The organism is Allosphingosinicella sp. (genome assembly GCF_036403745.1).
Lineage (GTDB): Bacteria > Pseudomonadota > Alphaproteobacteria > Sphingomonadales > Sphingomonadaceae > Allosphingosinicella.
Genome location: NZ_DASWQI010000083.1, coordinates 65,425 through 85,940, shown reverse-complemented (window position 1 = coordinate 85,940; position 20,516 = coordinate 65,425). Strand labels below are relative to the sequence as shown.

23 protein-coding genes are annotated in these 20,516 nt (G+C 69.2%); 14 read left to right on the top strand and 9 right to left on the bottom strand.

All coding sequences use genetic code 11. The annotated features are described in order from the left end of the window. Positions 1-144: 144 nt before the first annotated feature. The 3 genes from VGC56_RS15975 to VGC56_RS15965 form a co-directional block, all read right to left on the bottom strand. The gene (locus VGC56_RS15975) at positions 145-1,176 is read right to left on the bottom strand and encodes a cytochrome c oxidase subunit II (protein WP_464126463.1); all 1,032 of its coding nucleotides are present in this window, start codon (positions 1,174-1,176) and stop codon (positions 145-147) included. After that, positions 1,173-1,622, bottom strand: a complete 450-nt coding sequence (locus tag VGC56_RS15970) for a c-type cytochrome (RefSeq protein WP_464126461.1) — start codon at positions 1,620-1,622, stop codon at positions 1,173-1,175. The genes VGC56_RS15975 and VGC56_RS15970 overlap by 4 nt, the downstream gene beginning before the upstream one ends. Before the next feature lie 208 nt (positions 1,623-1,830). Next, positions 1,831-3,693 carry a PQQ-dependent dehydrogenase, methanol/ethanol family gene (locus VGC56_RS15965; RefSeq protein WP_464126459.1) on the bottom strand — a complete coding sequence of 621 codons (1,863 nt, stop codon included), beginning with the start codon at positions 3,691-3,693 and terminating at the stop codon, positions 1,831-1,833. 179 nt (positions 3,694-3,872) lie between these two features. Here VGC56_RS15965 and VGC56_RS15960 point away from each other — a divergent pair, with 179 nt between their 5' ends. The 6 genes from VGC56_RS15960 to VGC56_RS15935 all read left to right on the top strand — a co-directional run bounded on the left by VGC56_RS15960 (position 3,873) and on the right by VGC56_RS15935 (position 6,730). Then, positions 3,873-4,040, top strand: coding sequence for a hypothetical protein (locus tag VGC56_RS15960; RefSeq protein WP_464126458.1), 168 nt, complete (start codon positions 3,873-3,875; stop codon positions 4,038-4,040). Between the two features lie 221 nt (positions 4,041-4,261). Further along, positions 4,262-4,579, top strand: a complete 318-nt coding sequence (locus VGC56_RS15955) for an AtpZ/AtpI family protein (protein ID WP_464126456.1) — start codon at positions 4,262-4,264, stop codon at positions 4,577-4,579. Positions 4,580-4,599: 20 nt separating this feature from the next. Next, the gene (locus VGC56_RS15950; RefSeq protein ID WP_464126454.1) at positions 4,600-5,373 is read left to right on the top strand and encodes a F0F1 ATP synthase subunit A; all 774 of its coding nucleotides are present in this window, start codon (positions 4,600-4,602) and stop codon (positions 5,371-5,373) included. Positions 5,374-5,416: 43 nt separating this feature from the next. Next, on the top strand, positions 5,417-5,644 hold the full coding sequence (locus VGC56_RS15945) for a F0F1 ATP synthase subunit C (RefSeq protein WP_464126453.1): 228 nt from the start codon (positions 5,417-5,419) through the stop codon (positions 5,642-5,644). A gap of 41 nt (positions 5,645-5,685) precedes the next feature. Beyond that, on the top strand, positions 5,686-6,177 hold the full coding sequence (locus tag VGC56_RS15940) for a F0F1 ATP synthase subunit B family protein (RefSeq protein WP_464126451.1): 492 nt from the start codon (positions 5,686-5,688) through the stop codon (positions 6,175-6,177). Further along, a complete protein-coding gene (locus VGC56_RS15935) occupies positions 6,170-6,730 on the top strand; it encodes a F0F1 ATP synthase subunit B family protein (protein WP_464126450.1) in 561 nt (186 codons plus the stop codon). Before VGC56_RS15940 ends, VGC56_RS15935 begins: the two co-directional genes overlap by 8 nt. Before the next feature lie 145 nt (positions 6,731-6,875). Here the strand turns inward: VGC56_RS15935 and VGC56_RS15930 are convergent, their stop codons facing one another. Beyond that, positions 6,876-7,190, bottom strand: coding sequence for an MmcQ/YjbR family DNA-binding protein (locus VGC56_RS15930; RefSeq protein ID WP_464126449.1), 315 nt, complete (start codon positions 7,188-7,190; stop codon positions 6,876-6,878). 151 nt (positions 7,191-7,341) lie between these two features. On the opposite strand from VGC56_RS15930, the gene VGC56_RS15925 reads away from it, so the two are divergent. From VGC56_RS15925 to VGC56_RS15915, 3 genes are all read left to right on the top strand, one after another. Beyond that, positions 7,342-7,644, top strand: a complete 303-nt coding sequence (locus tag VGC56_RS15925; protein ID WP_464126448.1) for a hypothetical protein — start codon at positions 7,342-7,344, stop codon at positions 7,642-7,644. Between the two features lie 171 nt (positions 7,645-7,815). Next, on the top strand, positions 7,816-8,820 hold the full coding sequence (locus tag VGC56_RS15920) for an alpha/beta hydrolase (RefSeq protein ID WP_464126446.1): 1,005 nt from the start codon (positions 7,816-7,818) through the stop codon (positions 8,818-8,820). 68 nt (positions 8,821-8,888) lie between these two features. Continuing rightward, a complete protein-coding gene (locus VGC56_RS15915) occupies positions 8,889-9,413 on the top strand; it encodes a YdcF family protein (RefSeq protein ID WP_464126444.1) in 525 nt (174 codons plus the stop codon). Between the two features lie 34 nt (positions 9,414-9,447). On the opposite strand, the gene VGC56_RS15910 is transcribed toward VGC56_RS15915, so the two are convergent. After that, a complete protein-coding gene (locus VGC56_RS15910) occupies positions 9,448-9,795 on the bottom strand; it encodes a DUF6481 family protein (protein WP_464126443.1) in 348 nt (115 codons plus the stop codon). Positions 9,796-10,065: 270 nt separating this feature from the next. Between VGC56_RS15910 and VGC56_RS15905 the strand changes: the two genes are divergently transcribed. From VGC56_RS15905 to recO, 3 genes are all read left to right on the top strand, one after another. Then, on the top strand, positions 10,066-10,623 hold the full coding sequence (locus tag VGC56_RS15905; RefSeq protein WP_464126441.1) for a hypothetical protein: 558 nt from the start codon (positions 10,066-10,068) through the stop codon (positions 10,621-10,623). 104 nt (positions 10,624-10,727) lie between these two features. Next, entirely contained in the window at positions 10,728-12,650 is a 1,923-nt protein-coding gene (uvrC, locus tag VGC56_RS15900; protein WP_464126440.1) for an excinuclease ABC subunit UvrC, read from the top strand. 9 nt (positions 12,651-12,659) lie between these two features. Then, a complete protein-coding gene (recO, locus tag VGC56_RS15895) occupies positions 12,660-13,391 on the top strand; it encodes a DNA repair protein RecO (RefSeq protein WP_464126439.1) in 732 nt (243 codons plus the stop codon). Here recO and wecB read toward each other — a convergent pair. Together wecB and VGC56_RS15885 are read right to left on the bottom strand one after the other, a co-directional pair. Then, positions 13,318-14,496, bottom strand: coding sequence for a non-hydrolyzing UDP-N-acetylglucosamine 2-epimerase (gene wecB, locus VGC56_RS15890; protein WP_464126437.1), 1,179 nt, complete (start codon positions 14,494-14,496; stop codon positions 13,318-13,320). The two genes, recO and wecB, sit on opposite strands and share 74 nt — an antisense overlap. A 108-nt stretch (positions 14,497-14,604) precedes the next feature. Next, the gene (locus VGC56_RS15885) at positions 14,605-15,672 is read right to left on the bottom strand and encodes a phosphotransferase (protein ID WP_464126435.1); all 1,068 of its coding nucleotides are present in this window, start codon (positions 15,670-15,672) and stop codon (positions 14,605-14,607) included. A 105-nt stretch (positions 15,673-15,777) separates the two neighbouring features. Here VGC56_RS15885 and VGC56_RS15880 point away from each other — a divergent pair, with 105 nt between their 5' ends. After that, entirely contained in the window at positions 15,778-16,293 is a 516-nt protein-coding gene (locus tag VGC56_RS15880; protein WP_464126433.1) for an RNA polymerase sigma factor, read from the top strand. A gap of 61 nt (positions 16,294-16,354) precedes the next feature. After that, complete coding sequence (locus VGC56_RS15875) at positions 16,355-17,617, top strand: metal-dependent hydrolase family protein (protein WP_464126431.1); 1,263 nt, start codon at positions 16,355-16,357, stop codon at positions 17,615-17,617. On the opposite strand, the gene VGC56_RS15870 is transcribed toward VGC56_RS15875, so the two are convergent. Next, positions 17,602-18,528: a hypothetical protein gene (locus VGC56_RS15870; RefSeq protein WP_464126429.1), complete on the bottom strand. Its 927-nt coding sequence runs from the start codon at positions 18,526-18,528 to the stop codon at positions 17,602-17,604. The two genes, VGC56_RS15875 and VGC56_RS15870, sit on opposite strands and share 16 nt — an antisense overlap. Then, complete coding sequence (locus tag VGC56_RS15865; RefSeq protein ID WP_464126427.1) at positions 18,525-20,459, bottom strand: asparagine synthetase B family protein; 1,935 nt, start codon at positions 20,457-20,459, stop codon at positions 18,525-18,527. The genes VGC56_RS15870 and VGC56_RS15865 overlap by 4 nt, the downstream gene beginning before the upstream one ends. Between the last annotated feature and the right edge of the window lie 57 nt (positions 20,460-20,516).

Genomic DNA, 20,516 nt, shown 5'->3' with positions numbered 1-20,516 from the left:
ACCACCGAAGGTGGTGGAGGGGTAATTGCCGGGGAAGCAGCGGTTCGCATGTGAAACGAGGGCGGGGTGACAATACCCCTCCACCACCTTCGGTGGTCCCCCTCCCCACTGCTTCGCGGCAGGGAGGCAGGGAAGCGAAGGCCCTCACTTCAGCGTCTCCAGATAGGCGACCACGGCGTGGAGTTCGTCGGCGTTGAGACCGATATAGGGCATGTTGTTCCCCGGCTTGACCCCTTGCGGATCGGCGATCCAGGCGTGGAGCGACCCGTTGGTGTTGGGCAATGTGCCCGCGGCGAGGGTGGCGCGGCTGGCGATATGGGTGAGGTTCGGCGCGACCTGGCCGTTGGCGGGCGTCCCCGCGACACTGTGGCAGGCACTGCACTGCTTGTTCATGAAATAGTCGAAGCCGGCGCGGGCCTGCGGATCGGCGGGCATCTGCGCGGGCTGCTGCTGGCGGGCGAGCCAGCGCGCGTAATCGGCTGGCGTGTCGACGACGATGTCGAGCGCCATATGCGCGTGCTGCAGGCCGCAATATTCGGCACACTGGCCGCGATAATGGCCGGCCTTGGTCGGCACCAGGACGATGTCGTTGACGTGGCCGGGGATGAGGTCCTGCTTGCCCGCCAGGTTCGGCACCCAGAAGCTGTGGATGACGTCCGTCGACTTCAGATAGATCATCGTCGCCGCGCCGAGCGGGATGTGCAGCTCGTTCGCGGTGCGGAAATCCTTCGACGGATCGTGGAAATGGTATTTCGCGTCCCACCACCATTGGTTGCCGACCAGCTCGATCGAGACCACCGGGCGCCCGGCCTGGTTCGGCTGGGCGAGGCTGCGGTCGGTGAAGAAGCTGGCGATGGCGAGCGCCATCAGCCCGCCGGTCACGGCGCCGACCCACAGGAACAGGCCCAGCTTCAGCCGCCGGTCGTGGGTGGGGGAGGCGAGCGCCTCGTCCTCCTCGGGCATGCGGTCGCCCCGGAAGCCGCGGCGGCGCCAATAGCTCGCGAACAGGAAAGCCATGATCGCGACGAAGAACAGGCCTGTAACGATGCAGAAGACCGTGAAGAGGTCGTTGATCAGCGCCGCATCGCGCCCCTCGCGCCCGCCGACCGTCTGAATGCCGCCGCAGCCGGCGAGGGCGGCGAAGAGCGGCAGGGGGAGGAGGGCAGCCCACCTCATTTCGGCTCTCCCGGCAGGGGCGGCGCCTGGCCTTCATCTACTGGGTGGGGGCGGTTGCCGAGGCTTTGCTGCGGCGTCGTCGCCATTGCGTCGGAGCGGGCGGAGACGGCGTCCTTGCGGACCGCGCCGGACAGGGAGTGGACGTAGGCGGCGAGCTCCCAGGCCTGTTGCTGGGTGATCTTGTTGCGCCAGTCCGGCATGCCGTTGGGACGGCCGTAGAGGATCGAGGCGACGATATCCTCCATCTTGCCGCCGTAGCGCCACTTGTTGTCCATCAGCGGCGGGCCCATGCCGCCGCCGCCATGGAAGTGGCAGCCCGAGCAGTTGAACCAGGCGTAGAGCCGCTGGCCCTGCGCGATGTGGAAGGCGTTGTTGGCATATTCCGCGGCGCGCGGATCGCCCTTGGCGACGAACGCCTGCGTCTCCGCCTTCGGCTGCCCCGCCATGTCGCGCTGCTCGCGGTCGCAGGCGGAGAGGAGGAGGAGGGGGAGGAGGAGCCACCTGTTCCTCCCTGTCGCCGAAGGCGATGGGGAGGGGGACCACCCGAAGGGTGGTGGAGGGGTATTCGGGCCCGCCCGCGCGCTGGGAAATACCCCTCCACCATGTTTCACATGGTCCCCCTCCCCATGCGCTGCGCGCATGGGGAGGAACGGATTAATGCGGGAGGGCGAAGACATGGAGCCTCCCTCCGGGCTCGGTCTTGTCGGGCAGGTCCTTCATCGCGTTGACCATGCCGAGCGCCGCCGAGCCGTCGCGCTTGTCCAATTGGGCCGAGACGATGGCGCCGGCCCAGCCGCCGACGCCCGTCAGCACCGCGACATATTGGTGGCCGTCGGGGCCGCGATAGGTGACGGGCTGGCTGATGATGCCGCTGTCGAGGTGCACCTTCCACAGCAGGCGGCCCTTGACCGCGTCATAGGCTTTGAACCAGCCGTCCATCGTCCCGTAGAAGACGAGGTCGCCGGCGGTTGCGAGCGCGCCGGACCAGAGCGGCAGATCCTCGTGAACTTCCCACGCCGGCTTGCGGCGCACCACGTCCCAGGCGGTGAAGACGCCGCGCCAGCCGCCGGGGCCGGCGTACATCTTGACGTCGGCGCCCACATAGGGCGTGCCGGCGATGTAGTTCGCCTGCATCACCCCCTCGTCCATGCAGATATTCTCGTGCGGGACGTAGAGCAGGCCGGTGCGGGGGGAGAATGCGGACGGGTTCCAGTCCTTGGCGCCGGAGGCGGTCGGGCAGATGTTGCGGGTGACGCGGCCTTCCTTCGGCTCCTTGCCCTTCACCATCTGGAGCCGGCCGGTCTTCAGATCGACCCCGTTCATGGCGTTGATGAAGCCGTAGGCGTCGGCGGAATAGACCTGCCCGGTGCGGCGGTCGATCACGTACATGTAGCCGTTGCGCCCCGGGCGGACGAGCACCGGGGTCATCCTGCCGCCGATCGGCATGTCGAGCAGGATCTGCTCGTTGATGTCGTCATGGTCGAACAGATCGTGCGGGCTCGACTGGTAGAACCATTTGGCCTGGCCGGTGGCGATGTCGCGGGCGAAGACGCCGGTGGTCCACTTGTTGTCGCCGGGGCGCTGGGTGGCGTTCCACGGGCCGGGATTGCCGGTGCCGTAGAACACAGTCTTGAGCGCCGGATCGTAGGCGATCCAGCCCCAGGTGGTGCCGCCGCCGATCTTCCACGCCTCGGCCGGCCACGAATGGACGCCGAGATCGGTGCCGCGGTCTGACGCATACCAGGGCTTGAAGCCGGGGCCGATGAGGACGTCCTTGTCCGGGCCTGTGGAGAAGGCCTTCCAGGCGATCCTGCCGGAGCCCTCGTCGAGCGCGATCATCCAGCCGCGCACCCCCATCTCGCCGCCTGAATTGCCGACCAGCACCTTGCCCTCGACGACGAGCGGCGACATCGTGATCGTCTCGCCCTTGGCGATCTCGGCGAGCTTGGCGCGCCACACCTGGTGGCCGTCGCCGGCGTCGATCGCGAAGACGTTGCCGTCGAGCGTGGTGAAATAGAGCCGGCCGTTGGCGTACATCGCTCCGCGGTTGACGACGTCGCAGCAGGCGATGCCCTGGCTGGCTTTCTCGGGGTGCGGGCGGAACACCCATTTGGGTTTGCCACCATTGGCGAGGTCCAGCGCCCAAATCTGGTTCGGGAAGGGCGTGGTGATGTACATCGTCGACCCGACGACGATGGGCGCGGCTTCCTGGCCCTTGCGGTTCAGCGTGTCGAAGCTGAACGCCTCCTTGAGCTGGTCGACATTCTCGCGACGGACCTCGTCGAGGCCTGAATAGCGGGTCGAGGCCGGGTTCTTGGACGGCATCGTCCACTGGCCGTCCTCGGGCGGCGAGGCGGCGGCGGCGGGGATCGCGCCGGTCGGGCGCGGCGCCTCGAAGACGGGGGCGGGCTGGGCGTGGTTGCGGCTGGCGAAGAGGAAGGCGGACGCGGCCAGCGGGAGGGCGAGGGCTGCGGCAATGAGAGGGAGGCGGTGACGTGCGGTTCGCGCTTCGCCCATCCTTCTCCCCTCGGCCCTTTGTTACGCTGCCGCCACAACAACTCACGATCCGGGCGCGGGTTGCGGGCTTTGTGCGGGAATGTTGCTAACCTGGATCAAATGTACCGCTGCGGCACAGCCAGTTTTTTGGCGGACCGGGAGGCTTGAGTTCGTGGTTAGGGGCGCGTTAACCCGGCGCCATGAACCGCCTCTCGCCCCTCGTCGCCCGCACCCCCCGCAGCTTCGGCCGCGCGCGGGTCGGGGCGATCGGAGGGGGCTCGGCAGCCCGGGTGGGGGGCGGCGACCTGCGCCTGTTCGTGACGACCTGGCTCGGCGGCGTCGTCTTCTTCACGACCTTGCTGGCGTAGCGATCGAGGGGACAGTCTATCTGACTGTCCCCGTTCACACGCCGGACGGGGACAGCCAGATAGGCTGTCCCCTAGCCATTCCCCACCACCCTTGTTGACTTGCCTCCACCCCCTTCCTAAAGGGGCGGCGCCTTGGCGGGTTCGTTCGCCGGCATGTCCCACGCCCTTAATGCGACTGCGCTTTTCGACAAGGCGCGGCTGCACATGGAAGACGAAACGGCATGGCGGAGAGCGAGCCTCAAGAGGACCCTGAGCTTCCCCGCGACGCGCGCCTCGATTCTCTCGACGCGCGGCTGCGGCAGGCGCGGCAGGCGGAGGGAAAGCGGTCCGGCCCGACGGAGCGCGCGCCCCAGACCGGCCAGGCCCAGGGCATGCGTATCCTGTCCGTGCTGGTCAGCTACCCGCTCGGCAGCGCCTTGATCGGCTATGTCGCCGATCGCGTGGCGGGGACGCATGGGATCTGGGTGGCGATGCTGTTCGTCGGGTTCGGCGTCGCCATGTGGGAAGTGTGGAAGATTTCGAACCAGAAGCCGCAATGACGGCGCGAGGGAAGTAAGACGTGGCCGCCGAGACCAAGATCGATCCGATGCACCAGTTCCAGATCACCTCGCTCGGTGGCCATCTGGATCACAATCCGTTCGCGTTCACGAACAGCGCTTTGTGGATGCTGATCGTGCTCGGCCTCGTCTGGGTGTTCATGCTCGGCGGGATGAAGCGCCAGCTGGTGCCGGGCCGCTGGCAGGTGATGGTCGAGGGGGTGACCGGCTTCGTCACCTCGATGCTCGCCACCAATGTCGGGCCTGAGGGGCGCAAATATGTGCCCTGGGTCTTCACCATCTTCATGTTCATCCTGTTCGCCAACCTGCTCGGCCTGATGCCGTTCGCGTTGGTGGGCGCGCAGCCGTTCACGGTGACGAGCCAGTTTACCGTCACCGGCGTGATGGCGATCATCAGCTTCGGCATCGTGCTGGCGACCGGCTTCTGGCGCCACGGCTTCAAGTTCTTCTCGCTGTTCGTGCCCCACGGCACGCCCTTCATCCTCAAGCTGCTGATCGTGCCGATCGAGTTCGTCTCGTTCATGGTCCGCCCGTTCAGCCTCGCGCTGCGGTTGTTCGTGGCGATGATCGCGGGCCACATCCTCGTCGAGGTGTTCGGCAGCTTCGTCGTCCAGGGCTTCGGCGCCGGCGGCGTGATGGGCCCGGCGATCAGCATCCTGTCGTTCATCTTCATCGCCGGCGTGCTCGCCCTGGAAGTGCTGGTCTGCGCGATCCAGGCCTACGTCTTCGCCCTGCTCACGTCGCTGTACATCAACGACGCGGTAAATCTTCACTAGCAACTTGCTTCACTAAGCATCTGAAAACTCAAAGGAGAATATCATGGATCTCGCTTCTGCACAGGTGATCGGCGCCGGTCTCGCCGCGGTCGGCGTCGGCGCCGCCGCCATCGGCGTCGGCAACGTCTTCGGCTCGTTCCTCGAGAGCGCGATCCGCAACCCCGCCGCCGCGGACAGCCAGCAGGGCCGCCTGTTCATCGGCTTCGCCGCCGCCGAGCTGCTCGGTCTCATCGCCTTCGCCGTGGCGATGATCATCCTCTACGCCCGCTAAGAAGGAAGAGTGACAGTCACTAGTGACTGTCACCACCAGCCATGCCTCAGCTCAACCAGCTCGCCGCGGTCGCCTATTCGCAGTTCTTCTGGCTGCTCCTGGTGCTGGCCGTCATCTATTTCGGCATCGGCCACTTCATGTTGCCGAAGATCGAATCGACGGTCGACGCGCGCAGCCGCCGCATCGCCGACGACCTCGCCGCCGCCCAGGCCGCACGGTCGGAGGCGGATATTGTCGAAGCGGCCTACCGCGCCCGGCTCGACGAGAGCCGCGCCGAGGCGGTGAAGCTGGCGGGTGAGGCCAAGGCCGAAAGCGCCCGCGCCAACGAGGAGCGGGTCCGCGCGGCGAACGACGAGATCGGCGCCCGCACCGAAGCGGCCGAAGCGCGCATCCGCGCCTCGGCCGACGCCGCCCTCGCCGATATCGAGGCGGTCGCGGCCGAGGCGGCGCAGGACATGGTCCAGCGCCTCGCCGGCCTGACCGTGAGCTCCGACCAGGCCGCCCAGGCGGTAAAGGCAGTTTCGAATGGCTGATCAGCCCACCGACGCGGCGCATGTCGAGCATATCGGCGCGCCCGAACATCATCCCGAGCCCGCCACCTTCGGCCTCCTCGCGGCGCCGCAGTGGATCGCGCTGGCGATGGTGCTCGTCATCGCCCTCCTGCTGTGGAAGCGGGTCCCCTCGCTGGTCGGCAAGGCGCTCGACAAGAAGATCGCCGGCATCCGCGCCGAATTGGACGAGGCGGAGCAGCTGCGCCGCGACGCCGAGACGCTGAAGGCCGAATATGAAGCCAAGGCCGCCGCGGCGGACGCCGAGCGCGCGACGATGCTCGAGCGCGCCCGCCACGAGGCCGAGGCGATCGTCGAGCAGGCCCGCACCGACACCGCGTCGCTGATCGAGCGCCGCACCCGCATGGCCGAGGACAAGATCGCCGCCGCCGAGCGTCACGCGATCGAGGAGGTCCGCGCCCGCGCCGCCCGCGCTGCCGCCGCCGCCGCCGCCCACCTCATCGCCGACAAGCTCACGCCGGAAGGCGACAAGGCGATGGTCGACAAGACCATCGCGGAGTTGGGCGCGGCGCACTGAGGCTCCTTTGCCTCCCCATCGCCAGATGGGGAGGGGGACCACCCGCAGGGTGGTGGAGGGGTATTCCCCCTCGCTGTGCCCTCCCAATACCCCTCCACCAGGTTTCACCTGGTCCCCCTCCCCAAGCCTTCGGCTTGGGGAGGCACTAAGCCATCCGCCGCCGCCACGCCGCGGCGAGGGCGTTCTCCAGCATCTCCAGGTCCACCGCGTCGAGCCGCACCAAAGTGCTGCCCTGCCGCCCCCACGCGCCGTTCGCCGGTTGGAAGGCCTCCGGCGCCAAAGCGATGAAATCCTCCTGCTGCTCTGGCATCAGCCGCACCATGCCCCACGCCTCATCCGGATAGCCGAGGGTGGCGAAGACCTTGTTCTTCACGCGGAAGTCGGGATGGCGCATGTGGCTTCGCTCCTCCGCGCCTTCGAAGGAGAGGGCGAGGCGGCGGAAGTCGTCGGGACTGGTCATGGCACCGGCTTATCACAAGTACGGCCGATCGCCGCGCGGGGGCTGAACGCCGCCGGCGCGGAGTGCATGCGCCATTGCCACCGCCCCTCTAACGCGCCTAGTCGGTACGCGGGCGTTCCGGAACACCGGGAGCCTTGTCGAGGAGAGAGTGATGAAAGCCAAGTTCATGATCGCCGCGGTCGCCGCCGCTTTGTGCGCCACCGCCGCCGCCGCCCAGCCTGCCCACGGGCCGGACGCGTCCAACCACCATGTGATCGCCAAGACCACGACCACCGTCACCACCTCCAGCCACCACGCCCGCGCCCGCCACCACGCCATGATGCGGCACCACGCGATGCGCGACCACGCCATGCGGCGCCACCACATGATGCGCCATCACGCCATGCGGGGCCACGGGCGCCATCACGTGCGGACGGTGACGAAGACCACCACTACCACGGTCAACCACCATTGATCCCCGGGGCGCCGCCGGCGCGATGGCGCGCCGGCGGCGGCCCCTTTGCCGAGCCGTCGCCCCCGGCCGGCAGCCTCATTCCTACCATGACCTTCCGCTGGACATTTGAACGGCGCCCGTAGACGCTGGCCTCCTTGCGGGAGGCGAAGTGTGCGGCGAACCTCGATACTTGTGGCCTTTGCGCTGAGTCTGCCCGGCCTCGGAGGCGGCGTATCTGCCCGCTCGACGCCCAACGCGCCGGTTCTCCAGGCCGCACCGCCTGCGCCGGCTTCCCAAGCGACAGCCGATGGCGCCACGATCGGCGTGTGGAAGCCGCCGCCCGGCCTCACGCAGGTGCCTCTCTGGCCTGCCGGCGCTCCCGATATGGAGGATGTGAAGCGCGCCGCCGAATATTCGCGGACGGGCACCAACCCTAAGCGGTTCGCCGGGCTGCCGGTCACCGGCGTCTACAATGTCATGGCGCCGACGATGACGGTCTTTCCCGCCAAGGCGCCCGGCAAGCGTGCGGCAATGCTCGTCTTCCCCGGCGGCGGCTTCCAGCAGCTCGCGATCGACCTGGAAGGCAGCGAAGCCTGCCACTGGCTGACCGCTCGCCGTATCGTCTGCGTGCTGATCAAATACCGGGTGCCGGGCACCAACCACCATTATGATGAAGCGTGCGACTGCGCGGTGACGCCGAAGCGCCTGCTCGCCCTGCAGGACGCGCAGAGGGCGGTCCGGCTGGTCCGCGCGCAGGCGGCCTCGCTGCACGTCGATCCGGACAGGATCGGCGTCCTCGGCTTCTCCGCCGGCGGCTATCTGGTAGCGCAGACCAGCAATATCCTCGCGCCCGCCTACACGCCCGCCGATGCCGTCGACCGGATCAGCAGCCGCCCCGATTTCGCCGTCGCGCTCTATCCCGGCCATCTGTGCCGCACCGGCCGCATTCTCGATCCCACAATCCAGGTTACGAAGAAGACGCCGCCGACCTTCCTCCTCCAGGCCTGGGACGATCCGACCGACGAGATCTGCAACAGCGTCGTCTATGCGCGCGCCCTCGAAGCGGCGGGGGTTCCTGCTGAAATCCACCTCTTCGCCAAGGGCGGCCACGCTTTCGGCCTGCGCCCGAGCGGGCATTCGGTGGACATCTGGCCCTCGCTGCTGGAGAATTGGCTGAAGGAGACGGGGATATTGTAGCGCGGGCCGCGTCGTCCCCGGGCCACCTCCCTTCGTCACCGCCTGCAGATCGGAGCCCCCTCGACCTCATGGACTATGTGATCGTCTTCGGCGCGGGCGTGCGCCCGGACGGGCGGCCGAGCCCCGTCCTTCGGCACCGCATCGAGGGCGCCCTGGCGTGGGGCCGCGGGCGTGCCGGAACGATGTTCCTCGCGACTGGCGGCAAGGGCCGGCACGGACCGCCCGAGGCGCAGGTCACAAGCGACGGGCTGATCGCCGGGGGCGTCGATCCCGCCCTGATCCTCGTCGAGTGTGCGGCGCGCGACACGCTGGAGTCGGTCCGCCTGTGCGACCGGATCCTGCGCGAGCGCGGCGATTGCGAGCGGGTCATCGTCTGCACCAGCACCTATCACCAGCGCCGCTGCGCGCTGCTGCTGCGCCTCCTCGGCTACCGGGTGGTGGTGCCGGACGTCCCCAACGGCTGGGGCAGGCTTAAGGTGCGCCGCTACGGGGTCGCGCTCCTCAAGGAAGCCATCGCCACGCCGTACGATGCGGGGCTCCTGCTGCTCAGGAAGGGCGCATCAGCCATTCTCCGCAATCCGCGGATACGATGATCGATCACCCGTGGCGGGCAAGCAGAGGCTGGGCCTACTTGCGCGCCTTGCGGGCGGCGTAGCGGGCGTCGCGGGCCGCTTTCATGTCGGCCGCGCTGGCCGGCTTCAGGCGCTCGGCTTTGAGGGCCGCGGCGGCCTCGGCCTCAGCGATCTCAGCCGCCTTGGCCGCGGCCTTTTCCGCCTTCGCCGCCGCCTTGGCCTCGGCCTTGGCGGCGCGCTCCTGCGCCAGCGCCTGCTCCCGCGCCTCCCAGGCCTGGCGCTTTTCCGCCATCTCCGCTTCGTCGACGGGCGGCTTGGCCTTGAGTTGCTCCAGCGCCTTTTGCTTCGCCTTTCCGGCGGAGGCGACACGGTCCTGGAAGGAAGGCTGTTTGAATGAAGGCACGTTTGATCCGCTAATGTTTCGAGGGGGGAGACGAGCGCTGCCGCTTATGCTGCCCGCGCCTGGCTTTCAAGCTTAGCCTTGTCCAGGAGCCGGTAAGTGGATCGCGAAAGACTGAAAGCGCCGCCGGCCGCTCAGGGCTTCGGTGTCAAGGGCTTCGGTGTCAGGTACGCGTACCTGACACCGGGGATCCGACGGCGCGGAGGCAGGGCCCGATTGACAGGGCCGCCTCGCAAGCGAAGTCTCCGCCGTGCATGAGGCGGGACCTGGCCGATGGATGCGGAACTATGGGATGAATGCCCGCTCTGTTCGGCGCGGGCGGCGTATACCGGCATATCGGAATGGCACGCGGACCAGCTGTTCGGGCTCTTCTCCTGCGCCTGGCACGCCGAATATTATGCGGTCTGGCGGCCGGGGTTCAACGCACAGCTTCTCGACAACGTCGCCAATGCGTCGCGGGAGCTGGAGGAGATTGCGAGGCGGCTGGCGTTCGCCGATGCCCGGTCGCCTGAAACCATCGCGGCCTCGCTCGCTCCCTTGAACGGGAGCAGGCTGCTGGAGCTGGCGGACGTCCACATCCAGCCGTCTCCCGATCCGATCGTCGCGCTGCATCTCGACCGCTGGTCGCCCCGCTTCTCGCAGATGCAGGCGGCATTCGGCGCCGGCGAAGAGCGTCCGCCCTCGGGCGCCGACGCGGCGCGGACGTGGGTCTGGACGATCTGCCCGGCCGGAGCCCCGGCGGCGGTTTCCATCGCTGCCGGCTTCGCGGCCGCACCGGCAGCCTGGGCCCGCCCACGGCGCATCGCGCTGGAGATCGGACGCGGTGAGTGAGAGGCCGCAGTGACTGTCACCAATCCTGCACCCCGGTGTCTCTTCGCCGGACCGCCCGCCATCCGCCTGTGGCCTAATCGACCTGCCGCACCTACATCGGCGGAGTGACCGACGGCAGCCCCACCGACCGCTTCAACGAGGAGAAGTCCGCCTACACGGTGCGCGGGTCGGACCAGCCCGACATCGAGCAGGGGGTGGCGGCGATCCGCAACGTGGTGCGGACGCTGCCGGTGCGGCCCGGCGTCTACCGCATGCTCGATGCGAAGGGCGACGTGCTCTACGTCGGCAAGGCGCGGGCGCTGCGCAATCGGGTCACCAATTACACGCAGGTGTCGCGGCTGACCAAAAGGCTGCAGCGGATGGTGGCGCAGACGCGCTCGATGCAGATCGTGACCACCAATACCGAGGCGGAGGCGCTGCTGCTCGAGGCGCAGCTCATCAAGCGCTACCGGCCGCCCTACAACGTCCTTCTGCGGGACGACAAAAGCTTCCCCTTCATCCTGCTGCGCGAGGACCATCCGTTTCCCCAGGTGCGCAAGCATCGCGGGGCGCGGCGGCACAAGGGGCAATATTATGGGCCCTTCGCCAGCGCCGGGTCGGTGACGCGGACGCTGAATGCGCTGCAGAAATTGTTCCTGTTGAGGAGCTGCACCGACACGTTCCTGGCGACACGCAAGCGGCCCTGCCTGCTCTACCAGATCAGGCGCTGCTCGGCGCCGTGCGTGGGGCGGATCGACGAGGCGGGCTATGCCGAATTGGTCGAGGACGCCAAGGCCTTCCTCGCCGGCAAATCGACGCAGGTGCAGCAGAAGCTTGCGGGCTCGATGCAAGCGGCGGCGGCGGGCATGGACTTCGAGCTTGCCGCGGTGTTCCGCGACCGGCTCAGGGCTCTGACCTTCATCCAGGGGACACAGACCATCGCGGCGGAGGGCTTGGGCGACGCCGACATCTTCGCATTGGCGGCGAAGGGGGGGACGATCTGCGTCCAGGCCTTCTTCATCCGCGGCGGCAACAATTGGGGGCATCGCAGCTTCTTCCCGGCCCATACGGCGGACGTGCCGGAGGAGGAGGTGCTGGCCAGCTTCCTCATGCAATTTTACGAGGAGGTGCCGCCGCCCAAGACCATCCTCCTCGACCGCGACGTGCCGGAGGCGGAGCTGGTGGGGGAGGCGCTGTCGGAGCGGGCGGAGCGGAAGGTCACCCTCAGAGTGCCGAAGCGCGGCGACCATGTGCGGATGATCAGCCAGGCGAATCGCAACGCCGAGGAGGAGCTCGATCGCCACCTCGCCGAGACCAGCACCCAGGCGAAGACGATGCGGGCGGTGACGGAGCTGTTCGAGCTCTCCGAGCCGCCGGAGCGGATCGAGGTCTATGACAACAGCCATGTCATGGGCACCAATGCGGTGGGGGCGATGATCGTCGCCGGGCCGGAGGGCTTCCGCAAGAACGCCTACCGGAAGTTCAACATCAAGCGGCCGGAGACGGTGCCGGGCGATGACTTCGCGATGATGCGCGAGGTGCTGGGGCGGCGGTTCGCCCGGCTCGAGGCCGAGGATCCCGACCGGAGCCGCGGCGAGTGGCCGGACCTGCTGCTGATCGACGGCGGGCGCGGGCAATTGAACGCGGTGCTGGAGACGCTGGAATGCGCCGGCATCCACGACGTGCCGGTGGTCGGCATTTCGAAGGGCCCGGACCGCAATGCCGGGCGCGAGGTCATGCACATGCCGAACGGGCGCGAGATCACCCTGCCGACCAACTCGGCCGTGCTCTTCTATCTCCAGCGGCTGCGCGACGAGGCGCACCGCTTCGCGATCGGGGCGCATCGGCAGAAGCGGGCCAAGTCGATGGTGAGTTCGCCGCTCGACGACGTGCCGGGCATCGGGCCGAGCCGCAAGCGGGCGCTGCTCATGCATTTCGGCACGGCCAAGGCGGTGCGCGGGGCGGCGCTGGAGGACCTTGAAAAGGCGCCGGGCATCTCGCGGACGATGGCGCGCGGCATCTACGATTATTTCCACCCGTCGGGCTGAGGCGGGCGGGTGCGGCTCCTCACCGAAGCGATAATCTGCGCGGTGCGGGCGCATGGCGAGCATGGCGCCATCGTTCGCGCGCTGACGCCGGCGGACGGGGTGCAGCCCGGCTTCGTGCGCGGCGGGCGGTCGCGGCGGCTGAAGCCGGTGCTGATGGCGGGGAATTTGGTCCAGGCCGAGTATCGGTCGCGGACGGACGAGCAGCTCGCCCAGCTGTCGGTCGAGCTGACGGTGAGCCGCGGGGCTTTGCTGTCCGAGCCTCTGGCCTCCGCGGCGATCGACTGGGCGACGTCGCTCACCGCCGTGACGCTGCCGGAGGGGCAGCCTTATCCGCGGCTCTACGCGGCGCTGGAGGGGCTGCTGGCGGCGATCGAGGCGGCGCCGTCGGCGCGGGCCTGGGCGGCGGCCCTGGTGCGCTACGAGCTGCTGTTGCTGTCGGAGCTCGGCTATGGGCTCGACCTCTCGGAATGCGCGGCGACGGGGACCAGCGAGGACCTCGCCTTCGTAAGCCCGAAGAGCGGCCGTGCGGTCAGCCGAAGCGGGGCAGGGGCCTATGCCGACCGGCTGATGACGCTGCCGCCCTTCCTGCTGGCGGGGGGCGCGGCGGAATGGGGGGACATATTCGACGGGCTCCGGATTACCGGCCACTTCCTCGGCCGCGACGTCCTCATCGAGCGGCAGGCCGAGGTGCTGGCGTCGCGGGAGAGGCTGCTGACGCGGCTGCGGCGGGCCGGAGCATGAAGGGGCGGCGCTCGCGCGCGTCGAACCAGCGCTGGATCAGCGTCGCGATGCGCGGGGCGGCCTGGCCGTCGCCGAACGGGAAGCTCGGCACCGAGAGCCGCGCGAGCCGCTCCGGGTCGGCGAGGAGCGCGGCGGCGGCGGTGAAGATGGCCGTGGGATCGGTGCCGACCAGCTCGAGGCTCGCGCTGCCGAGCGCCTCGGGCCGCTCGGTGACGTTGCGCAGGACGAGGATCGGCTTGCCGAGCGCCGGCCCCTCCTCCTGCAGGCCGCCGCTGTCGGTGAGGATGAGGGTGGAGCGGGCGGTGAGGGCGACCATCTCCGGATAGGGGAGGGGCTCGATCAGCCGCACGTTGCGCTCCCGCCCGAGCAGCGGCGGGACCGCGGCGCGGAGCAGCGGGTTGGTGTGGAGGATGAAGACGATGTCGACATAGAGGCTGCGCGCGATCATCCGCACTGCCCGGCACACCGCCTCGAGGGGTGGCCCCTGATTCTCCTTGCGGTGGCAGGTGACGAGGAGGAGCGGCGTGCCGGTGTCGCGCATCCGCTTTTCCGGGGCGATGCGGGCGAGTTCGCGGAGCACCGCGTCGATGCCGGTGTTGCCGGTGACGTGGACGGCGCCGCGCACCCGGCCTTCTCGGCGGAGGTTGCCGGCCGCGGCCTCGGTCGGGGCGAAGAGCAGGTCGGAGAGGGTGTCGATGGCGATGCGGTTGCCTTCCTCGGGCCAGGGCTGGCGCATGTCGAACGAGCGCAGGCCCGCCTCGACATGGCCGATGGGGATGCCGCAGTCGCGCGCGGCCATGGCGCCGGCGAGGGCGCTGCTGGTGTCGCCGTGGACGAGGACGAGCTGCGGCGCGAGGCGCTTCAGATGCGGCGTCAGCAGGCCGTGGAGGCGCTCCCGCAGCCGGGCGGGGGTGCGGGGCCGCGAGTCGCCGGGCAATTCGATCGCGATGTCGCGGATGGCGTCAGAGAGGCCGCCATGCTGGCCGGTGAGGATTACACTGTGCGCGATGCCGCGGGTAGCGGCGAAGGCGTCGCCGACGGGCGCCATCTTGATCGCTTCGGGGCGGGTGCCGACGATCGAGACGATGCGCCGCGGCTCAGCCATGCCGGCCTCGCCCGCATCCCCATGCCGGCCCCATGGTTCCAATCTGCCCCACGGGGGCGGAAAGGATCATCAGGAACGGATCATGTCAACTCCGTAACGGAGCAAAGCTCAGGCGCCGGCGCGGACCGCCTGCGCCCAGGCGAGGGCGGCGAGCGGCTCGAGACCGGCCGCCATCCGCTCGGCATGGGCCGAGCTCGCGGTGCCGCGGACCACCCGGCCCTTGATGCCATGGACGATGGCGGCGAGGCGGAACATATTGAAGGCTATGTAGAAATCGAGGTTGGGGATGCCGTCGCGGCCGGTGCGCCGGCAGTAAGCTGCAACATAGTCCGCTTCCGACGGGATGCCGAGCGCGGCGAGGTCGAGGCCGGCGAGGCCCGTCGTCGCGCCAACCGGCATCCGGTACATCATCAGATGGTAGCTGAAGTCGGCCAGCGGGTGGCCGAGCGTCGAGAGCTCCCAGTCGAGAACCGCGACGACTCGGGGCTCGGTCGGGTGGAAGATCATGTTGTCGCAGCGGAAGTCGCCGTGGATGATCCGGCTCTCGTTGCCCACGGCGGGGATATTTGCCGGCAGCCATTCGACCAGCCGGTCCATCGCCGCCACCCGTCCCGCTTCCACGTCGCCGAGATATTGCTTCGACCAGCGGCCGATCTGGCGCTCGAAATAATTGCCCGGCTTGCCATAGTCGCCGAGCCCCGCCGCCTCGGGGTCGATGCCGTGCAATTGGGCGACGGTCGCATTCATGGCGTCGAAATAGGCGCTGCGCACATCGCGCTCGACTTGCGGAAAGTCGGCCTCCCAGAAGATGCGGCCCTCGACCATGTCCATCACGTAGAAAGCGGTGCCGATCACCGACTCGTCAAGGCAGAGGCCATGAACCGGCGGAACGGGGAATCCCTGCCGGCCAAGCGCTGCCAGCACGCGATATTCGCGGTCGACGGCGTGGGCGCCGGGGAGCAGCTTGCCGGGCGGCTTGCGGCGCAGGACGTAGGCGCGGCCGCCGCCCACTAACTTGTAGGTCGGATTGGATTGTCCACCGCGGAACTGCTCGACCTTCAGAGGACCGCGGAAACCGGTGACATTGTCCTGCATCCATCTTTCGAGCGCCGGGACGTCGAAGCGATGACTGCTCCGGACATCCATGGTTCCACTGTTCTGCTCCGTTCTTTCCATGGATTTCTGTCAATCCTTTTTCGCAGAACGAATTGCTTTTGCCCGAAGGGTGGGGCAGGTTCGCCGCGGGGAAAATGGTCGCTTTCAGGGGGGCGGCTGGGGCAGATGGCCACGAAAGCAGCCAAAGAGCAACTGTTCGCGGAGGTGAGCGCCTCCTGCACTCGCACCATCACGCGCATCGCCTTCACCCACGAATCGGACCCGATGCTGCGCCGCGAGCTCGTCCAGGACATCCAGCTTGCCCTGTGGATCGCGCTCGACGGCTATCGCGGCGCAGCGTCGCTCAAGACCTTCGCGACATCGGTGGCCCAGAAGAGGTGCATGTCCCACGTCGCGCGGCGGGCGCGCGAGCCGCGACAGGTGGCGCTGCCGGTCGACCTGCCCTGCGCGGCGCCGCCGCCCGACGAGGTTGCGCTGCGCAACGAGCAGAAACGCAGGCTGGACGCCTCGATCCAGCTGCTGCCGGTGCCGCAGCGCGAGGCGATCGTCTTGTGCTTCGAAGGCTTCAGCTACGGCGAGATGGCGGCTATCCTGGGCATCTCGGCCAATGCCGTCATGCTGCGCTGCCAGCGGGCGAAGAATCGGCTGCGGGCGATCATGGAGCGCCGGCCGCTGATCTGAGGCGTTGCGCAGCCGGGGCCCCCGCTTATGGTGCCGGCACGAATTTGCCGGAGACACTTTGATGCGCTTCCTCCTCGCCCTTCTGCTCATTCTTCTGCCGTGCAGCGCCGGCGCGCAGACGCAGGCCCAGCAGGCGGTGCTGCTGCGGCCGGCGCGCGTGTTCGACGGGGTCGATCCGCGGCCGCACGAGGGCTGGTCGGTGCTGGTGCGCGGAGAGCGGATCGAGGCGGTGGGGCCGAATCTCGCCGCGCCGGCGGGAGCACGGGTCGTCGACCTGCCGGGAACGACCTTGATGCCGGGGATGATCGAGGGACATTCGCACCTCTTCCTCCACCCCTATAACGAGACGCCGTGGGACGATCAGGTGCTGAAGGAGCCGCTGGCGCTGCGCACCGCCCGCGCCGTCAACCATGCCCGTGCGACCCTGATGGCGGGCTTCACCACCACCCGCGACCTCGGCACCGAAGGCGCGGGCTATGCCGACGTCGGGCTCAAGCAGGCGATCGAGCAGGGGATCGTGCCGGGCCCGCGGATGCTGGTCTCGACCCGCGCCATCGTCGCGACCGGTGCCTACGGTCCCAAGAACGGCGAGCCGGAATTTGCGGCACGCGGGGCGGAAGAGGCCGACGGGCCCGGGCTGCTGACCGCCGTGCGGCGGCAGATCGGGGCCGGGGCGGACTGGGTGAAGCTCTACGGCGACTATCGGTGGCGGGCAGGGGAGGCGAGCCGGCCCACCTTCACGCTCGACGAGATGAAGATGGCGGTGGAGGCCGCGCACAGCGCCGGCCGGAAGGTGGCCGTCCACGCCGGCACTCCCGAGGGGATGCGCCGGGCCATCCTCGCCGGCGTCGACACGATCGAGCATGGCGATGCGGGCACGCCGGAGGTCTTCAGGCTGATGAAGGAGCGCGGCGTGGCGCTGTGCCCCACGGTCGCCGCGGGCGACGCGATCTCGCGCTACCGGGGATGGAACGGCCAGGCGCCGGAACCCTCGGGCATCCGGGAGAAAAGGGAGAGCTTCGCCGCGGCGCTGGCGGCGGGCGTGACGATTTGCGTCGGCGGTGACGTGGGCGTGTTCGCGCATGGCGACAATGCGCGCGAGATGGAGCTGATGGCCGCCTACGGCATGCGTCCGGCGGACGTGCTGGTGGCCGCGACCTCTGGCAATGCGCGGATCTTCGGGATCGCCGACAAGGTCGGCGCGGTTAAGCCGGGGCTGCTTGCCGATCTCGTCGCGGTTGAAGGGGACCCGACGCGGTCCGTCTCGGCCGTGCGGGCGGTGCGGATGGTGATGAAGGGCGGCGTGGTCTACCGCGCGCCCTGAGCCAAGCTGCGGGCGTGGGCGTCGAGGCGCTCGGCCTCCGCGCCGAAGGCGTCGAAGCCCCACAGGCGCGCGGCGCGGAAGATCGGCACCGACTTCGCGATGCGAACGCAGGCGGCGAGGTGGGGACCCGTCCCGCCGATCGAGGCGAGATAGGCGCCGCGATAGGTGTTGGAGACGAGGGTTTCGACGGCGGCGATGCCGGTGAGGCGGTCGATGGTGCCGGCCTGCGCGCCGTCCTCGGCCTTGGCGAGGAGGTAGACAGCCGCCAGGGGGGCCGGTTCGGTGCGGCTGCCGGCCGGGATCGGCACGTCATATTTGTCGACGGCGTCGAAGGAGCGTTCGTAATCGTCCACCAGCCGGCCGGTTTCCTCGAGCGCCTGCCGCCAGAGGCGCACGCGCGGAATGCCGGGATAAGCGAGGGCGGTGCCCTCGGCGGCGAAGCCGATGACGCAGACGTCGTCGGAGAGGATCGGGTGGCCGCGGTCGTGGAACCACGCCGCCATGGTCGACTTGCCGGCGCCCGAATGGCCGCAAAAGGCGAAGGCGCGGCCGTCGATCACCACGGCATTGGCATGGAGCGGCATCAGCCCGCGCTGGTGGAGCAACGCGCCGAAAGCTGAGCCGAGGAGGAACAGGCGGATGTTGCGCTCCGACGCCGCCGCCAGCGGTTCGACGAGGATCCGCCTGCCGCCGCAGATGAGGAAGCGGCCGACCGTCTCCACCGACAGCAAGGTGCCGCCGGGGACTTCGGCATAGCCCCAGCCATGGTCCCCCTCGACCGCGACGGGGCCGTGGGCGACGGTCACGTCGATGGCGGCGTCGGGCGCCGCGGCGGGAAGCGGCAGCTCTATGTCCGATGCGATGGTGAGGCCGAAGAGCGCGTAGAGCGAGTCGTGGGAGACGGCGGTCATCGCTCGGGCCTTACCGGGCTCGCGCGCGTGGACAAGGCGAAGTGGCCCGCCGACAGCCCCATCAGCAGGGCGATGCGATAGCGGACGATGATTCGCCGGTCGTGCCAGCCCTCGGTCGGCCACTCGGCGAGCGCGGCGCGGAGCCACGGAACATCGATTATCGAGGAGGCGGCGGGATCGGCCTCGATCCTGTCGACGACGGCGGAGATGGCGGGCCGGTCGCGGGTCAGGGCCTCGTGCCAGTCCGCGGCCTGATAGCCCTTGCCGCGCGCGTCCAGGACCTCGGCGGGGAGGCGGTCGGCGAGCGCGGCGCGGGCCAGCGGACGCCGCTGCCCGCGGCTCAGCAGCATCTCCAGCGGCAGCGCCTGGCAGAATTCGACCAGGCGCCGGTCGGCCGTCGCGTCGCGCTTGTCGATGCCCCAGCCGCCGAGGATCCCCTTGCGATACTGGCCGAAATCCATCTCGGTGAGGAACGCCTCGCGGGCGTAGGCGAAATAGTCCTTTGGGCGGCGGGCGTGGCCGACGCCGAGGGCGCGCTGCTCGGCCTCGAGCGCGGCGCGCCACGCGGGGCGGAGCGCGGTGACGCGGGCGGGGTCCGGCGCCGAGGAGAAAGGCTGCGTCAGCCGCCACAGGGTATCCGGCACCCAGGGCCCGAACGAGCTGGCGAGGACGCCGCGCAGGCGGGCGCGCCGGCCGCGCACCATCGCCATCGCCTCGCGCAGCCAACCGAGCCAGCGGCCGCTGCGCAGATAGTCAGCGAGGAGGGTGTTGGGCGAGGCGCTGATCGTCCAATTGCCGATCTCGCCGGTGAGGAGGATGCGGGCGCCGGCGCCGCGGGCGCGCTCGCGCAGATCCGACAGCCAGACATGGTTGCAGGGGTTGAAGCTCGGGCGGCCGAAGGCGGCGAGGTTGCCGTCGAGGTCGGCCAGCGGCGAGCGCTTCGGGTGGGGAACGATGGCGTGCTCGACGTTCCTATAGAGTGCGGCCGTCGCGGCGGCGAGCGCGCTTTCGTCGGCGAATCGATTGGCGGGGGCAGGCTGCTCGGTTCGCGGCGCCGCCGTCAGCGCCAGGATCTTGGTGGCGGGGGCGAGGCGGGCGGCGGTGGCGGTGACGGCGCTGCTGTCCCAGCCGCCGCTCAAATGGGTGGCGACGACGCCTTCCACGCCGCGCAGCCGTCGCCTCACGGCCGCGTCGAGCTCTTCGCGATAGGCTTCGACATAATCTTCGAACCTCGGGAGCCGCAGGAGCGGCGGCCTCAGGGTCCAGTAGCGACGGCTTTCGATGCCCTCCGGGGAGACGGCGACGATGTGGCCCGGCTCGACTCGCTGAATACCTTGGTAGAAGCTCGAGGGGCCGTCGAGCGGCAGGCTGGCGAGGTAGCGGGCGAGGCTGCGGCCGTCCGCCTCCGCCGCCATCGTCCCAAGGGCGTGGAGGCCGGCCGGCATCGAGGCGAAGGCGAAATGCCTGGGGCCGCGATGCCAGAACAGCGGGCGCTGTCCGAGCGCGTCGCGGGCGAGGAGCAGGCGCTGCCGTGTGGCGTCGAAGAACGCGAAGGCGAAGTCTCCGAGCAGCCGGTCCGCGGCGCCTTCCTGCCACCGTTCCAGCGCGTGAAGGAGGATGGCGGAATCGGCGAGGCCCTCGCCCCGGTCATTGCAAATGCCGAGCGCCGCGAGAAGCTCCTCGCGATTGTCCAGCCGCACATCGGCAACCAGTGCGAAGCGGCCGTCACCGGACATCAGCGGCTGGCGGTCGAATCGGTCTTCGGGCAGCAGCCTGTAGAGATTGCGGCCGAGGCTGAGGCTGCCAAGATGCGCGGCATCGCAGGCGTCAGGGCCGTAGGCCTGCTGGGCGAGGAGCATGGCGCGGCAGGCATCGCCGTCCGCCGCGACCGCGCCGCCGTCGAATGTCCACAGGCCGGCGACAGCACTCATAGAAAAGCCCCCCGCCTCGCGGCGGAGGGCCTCCTAAAACTGGTCAGGCCAAAACTG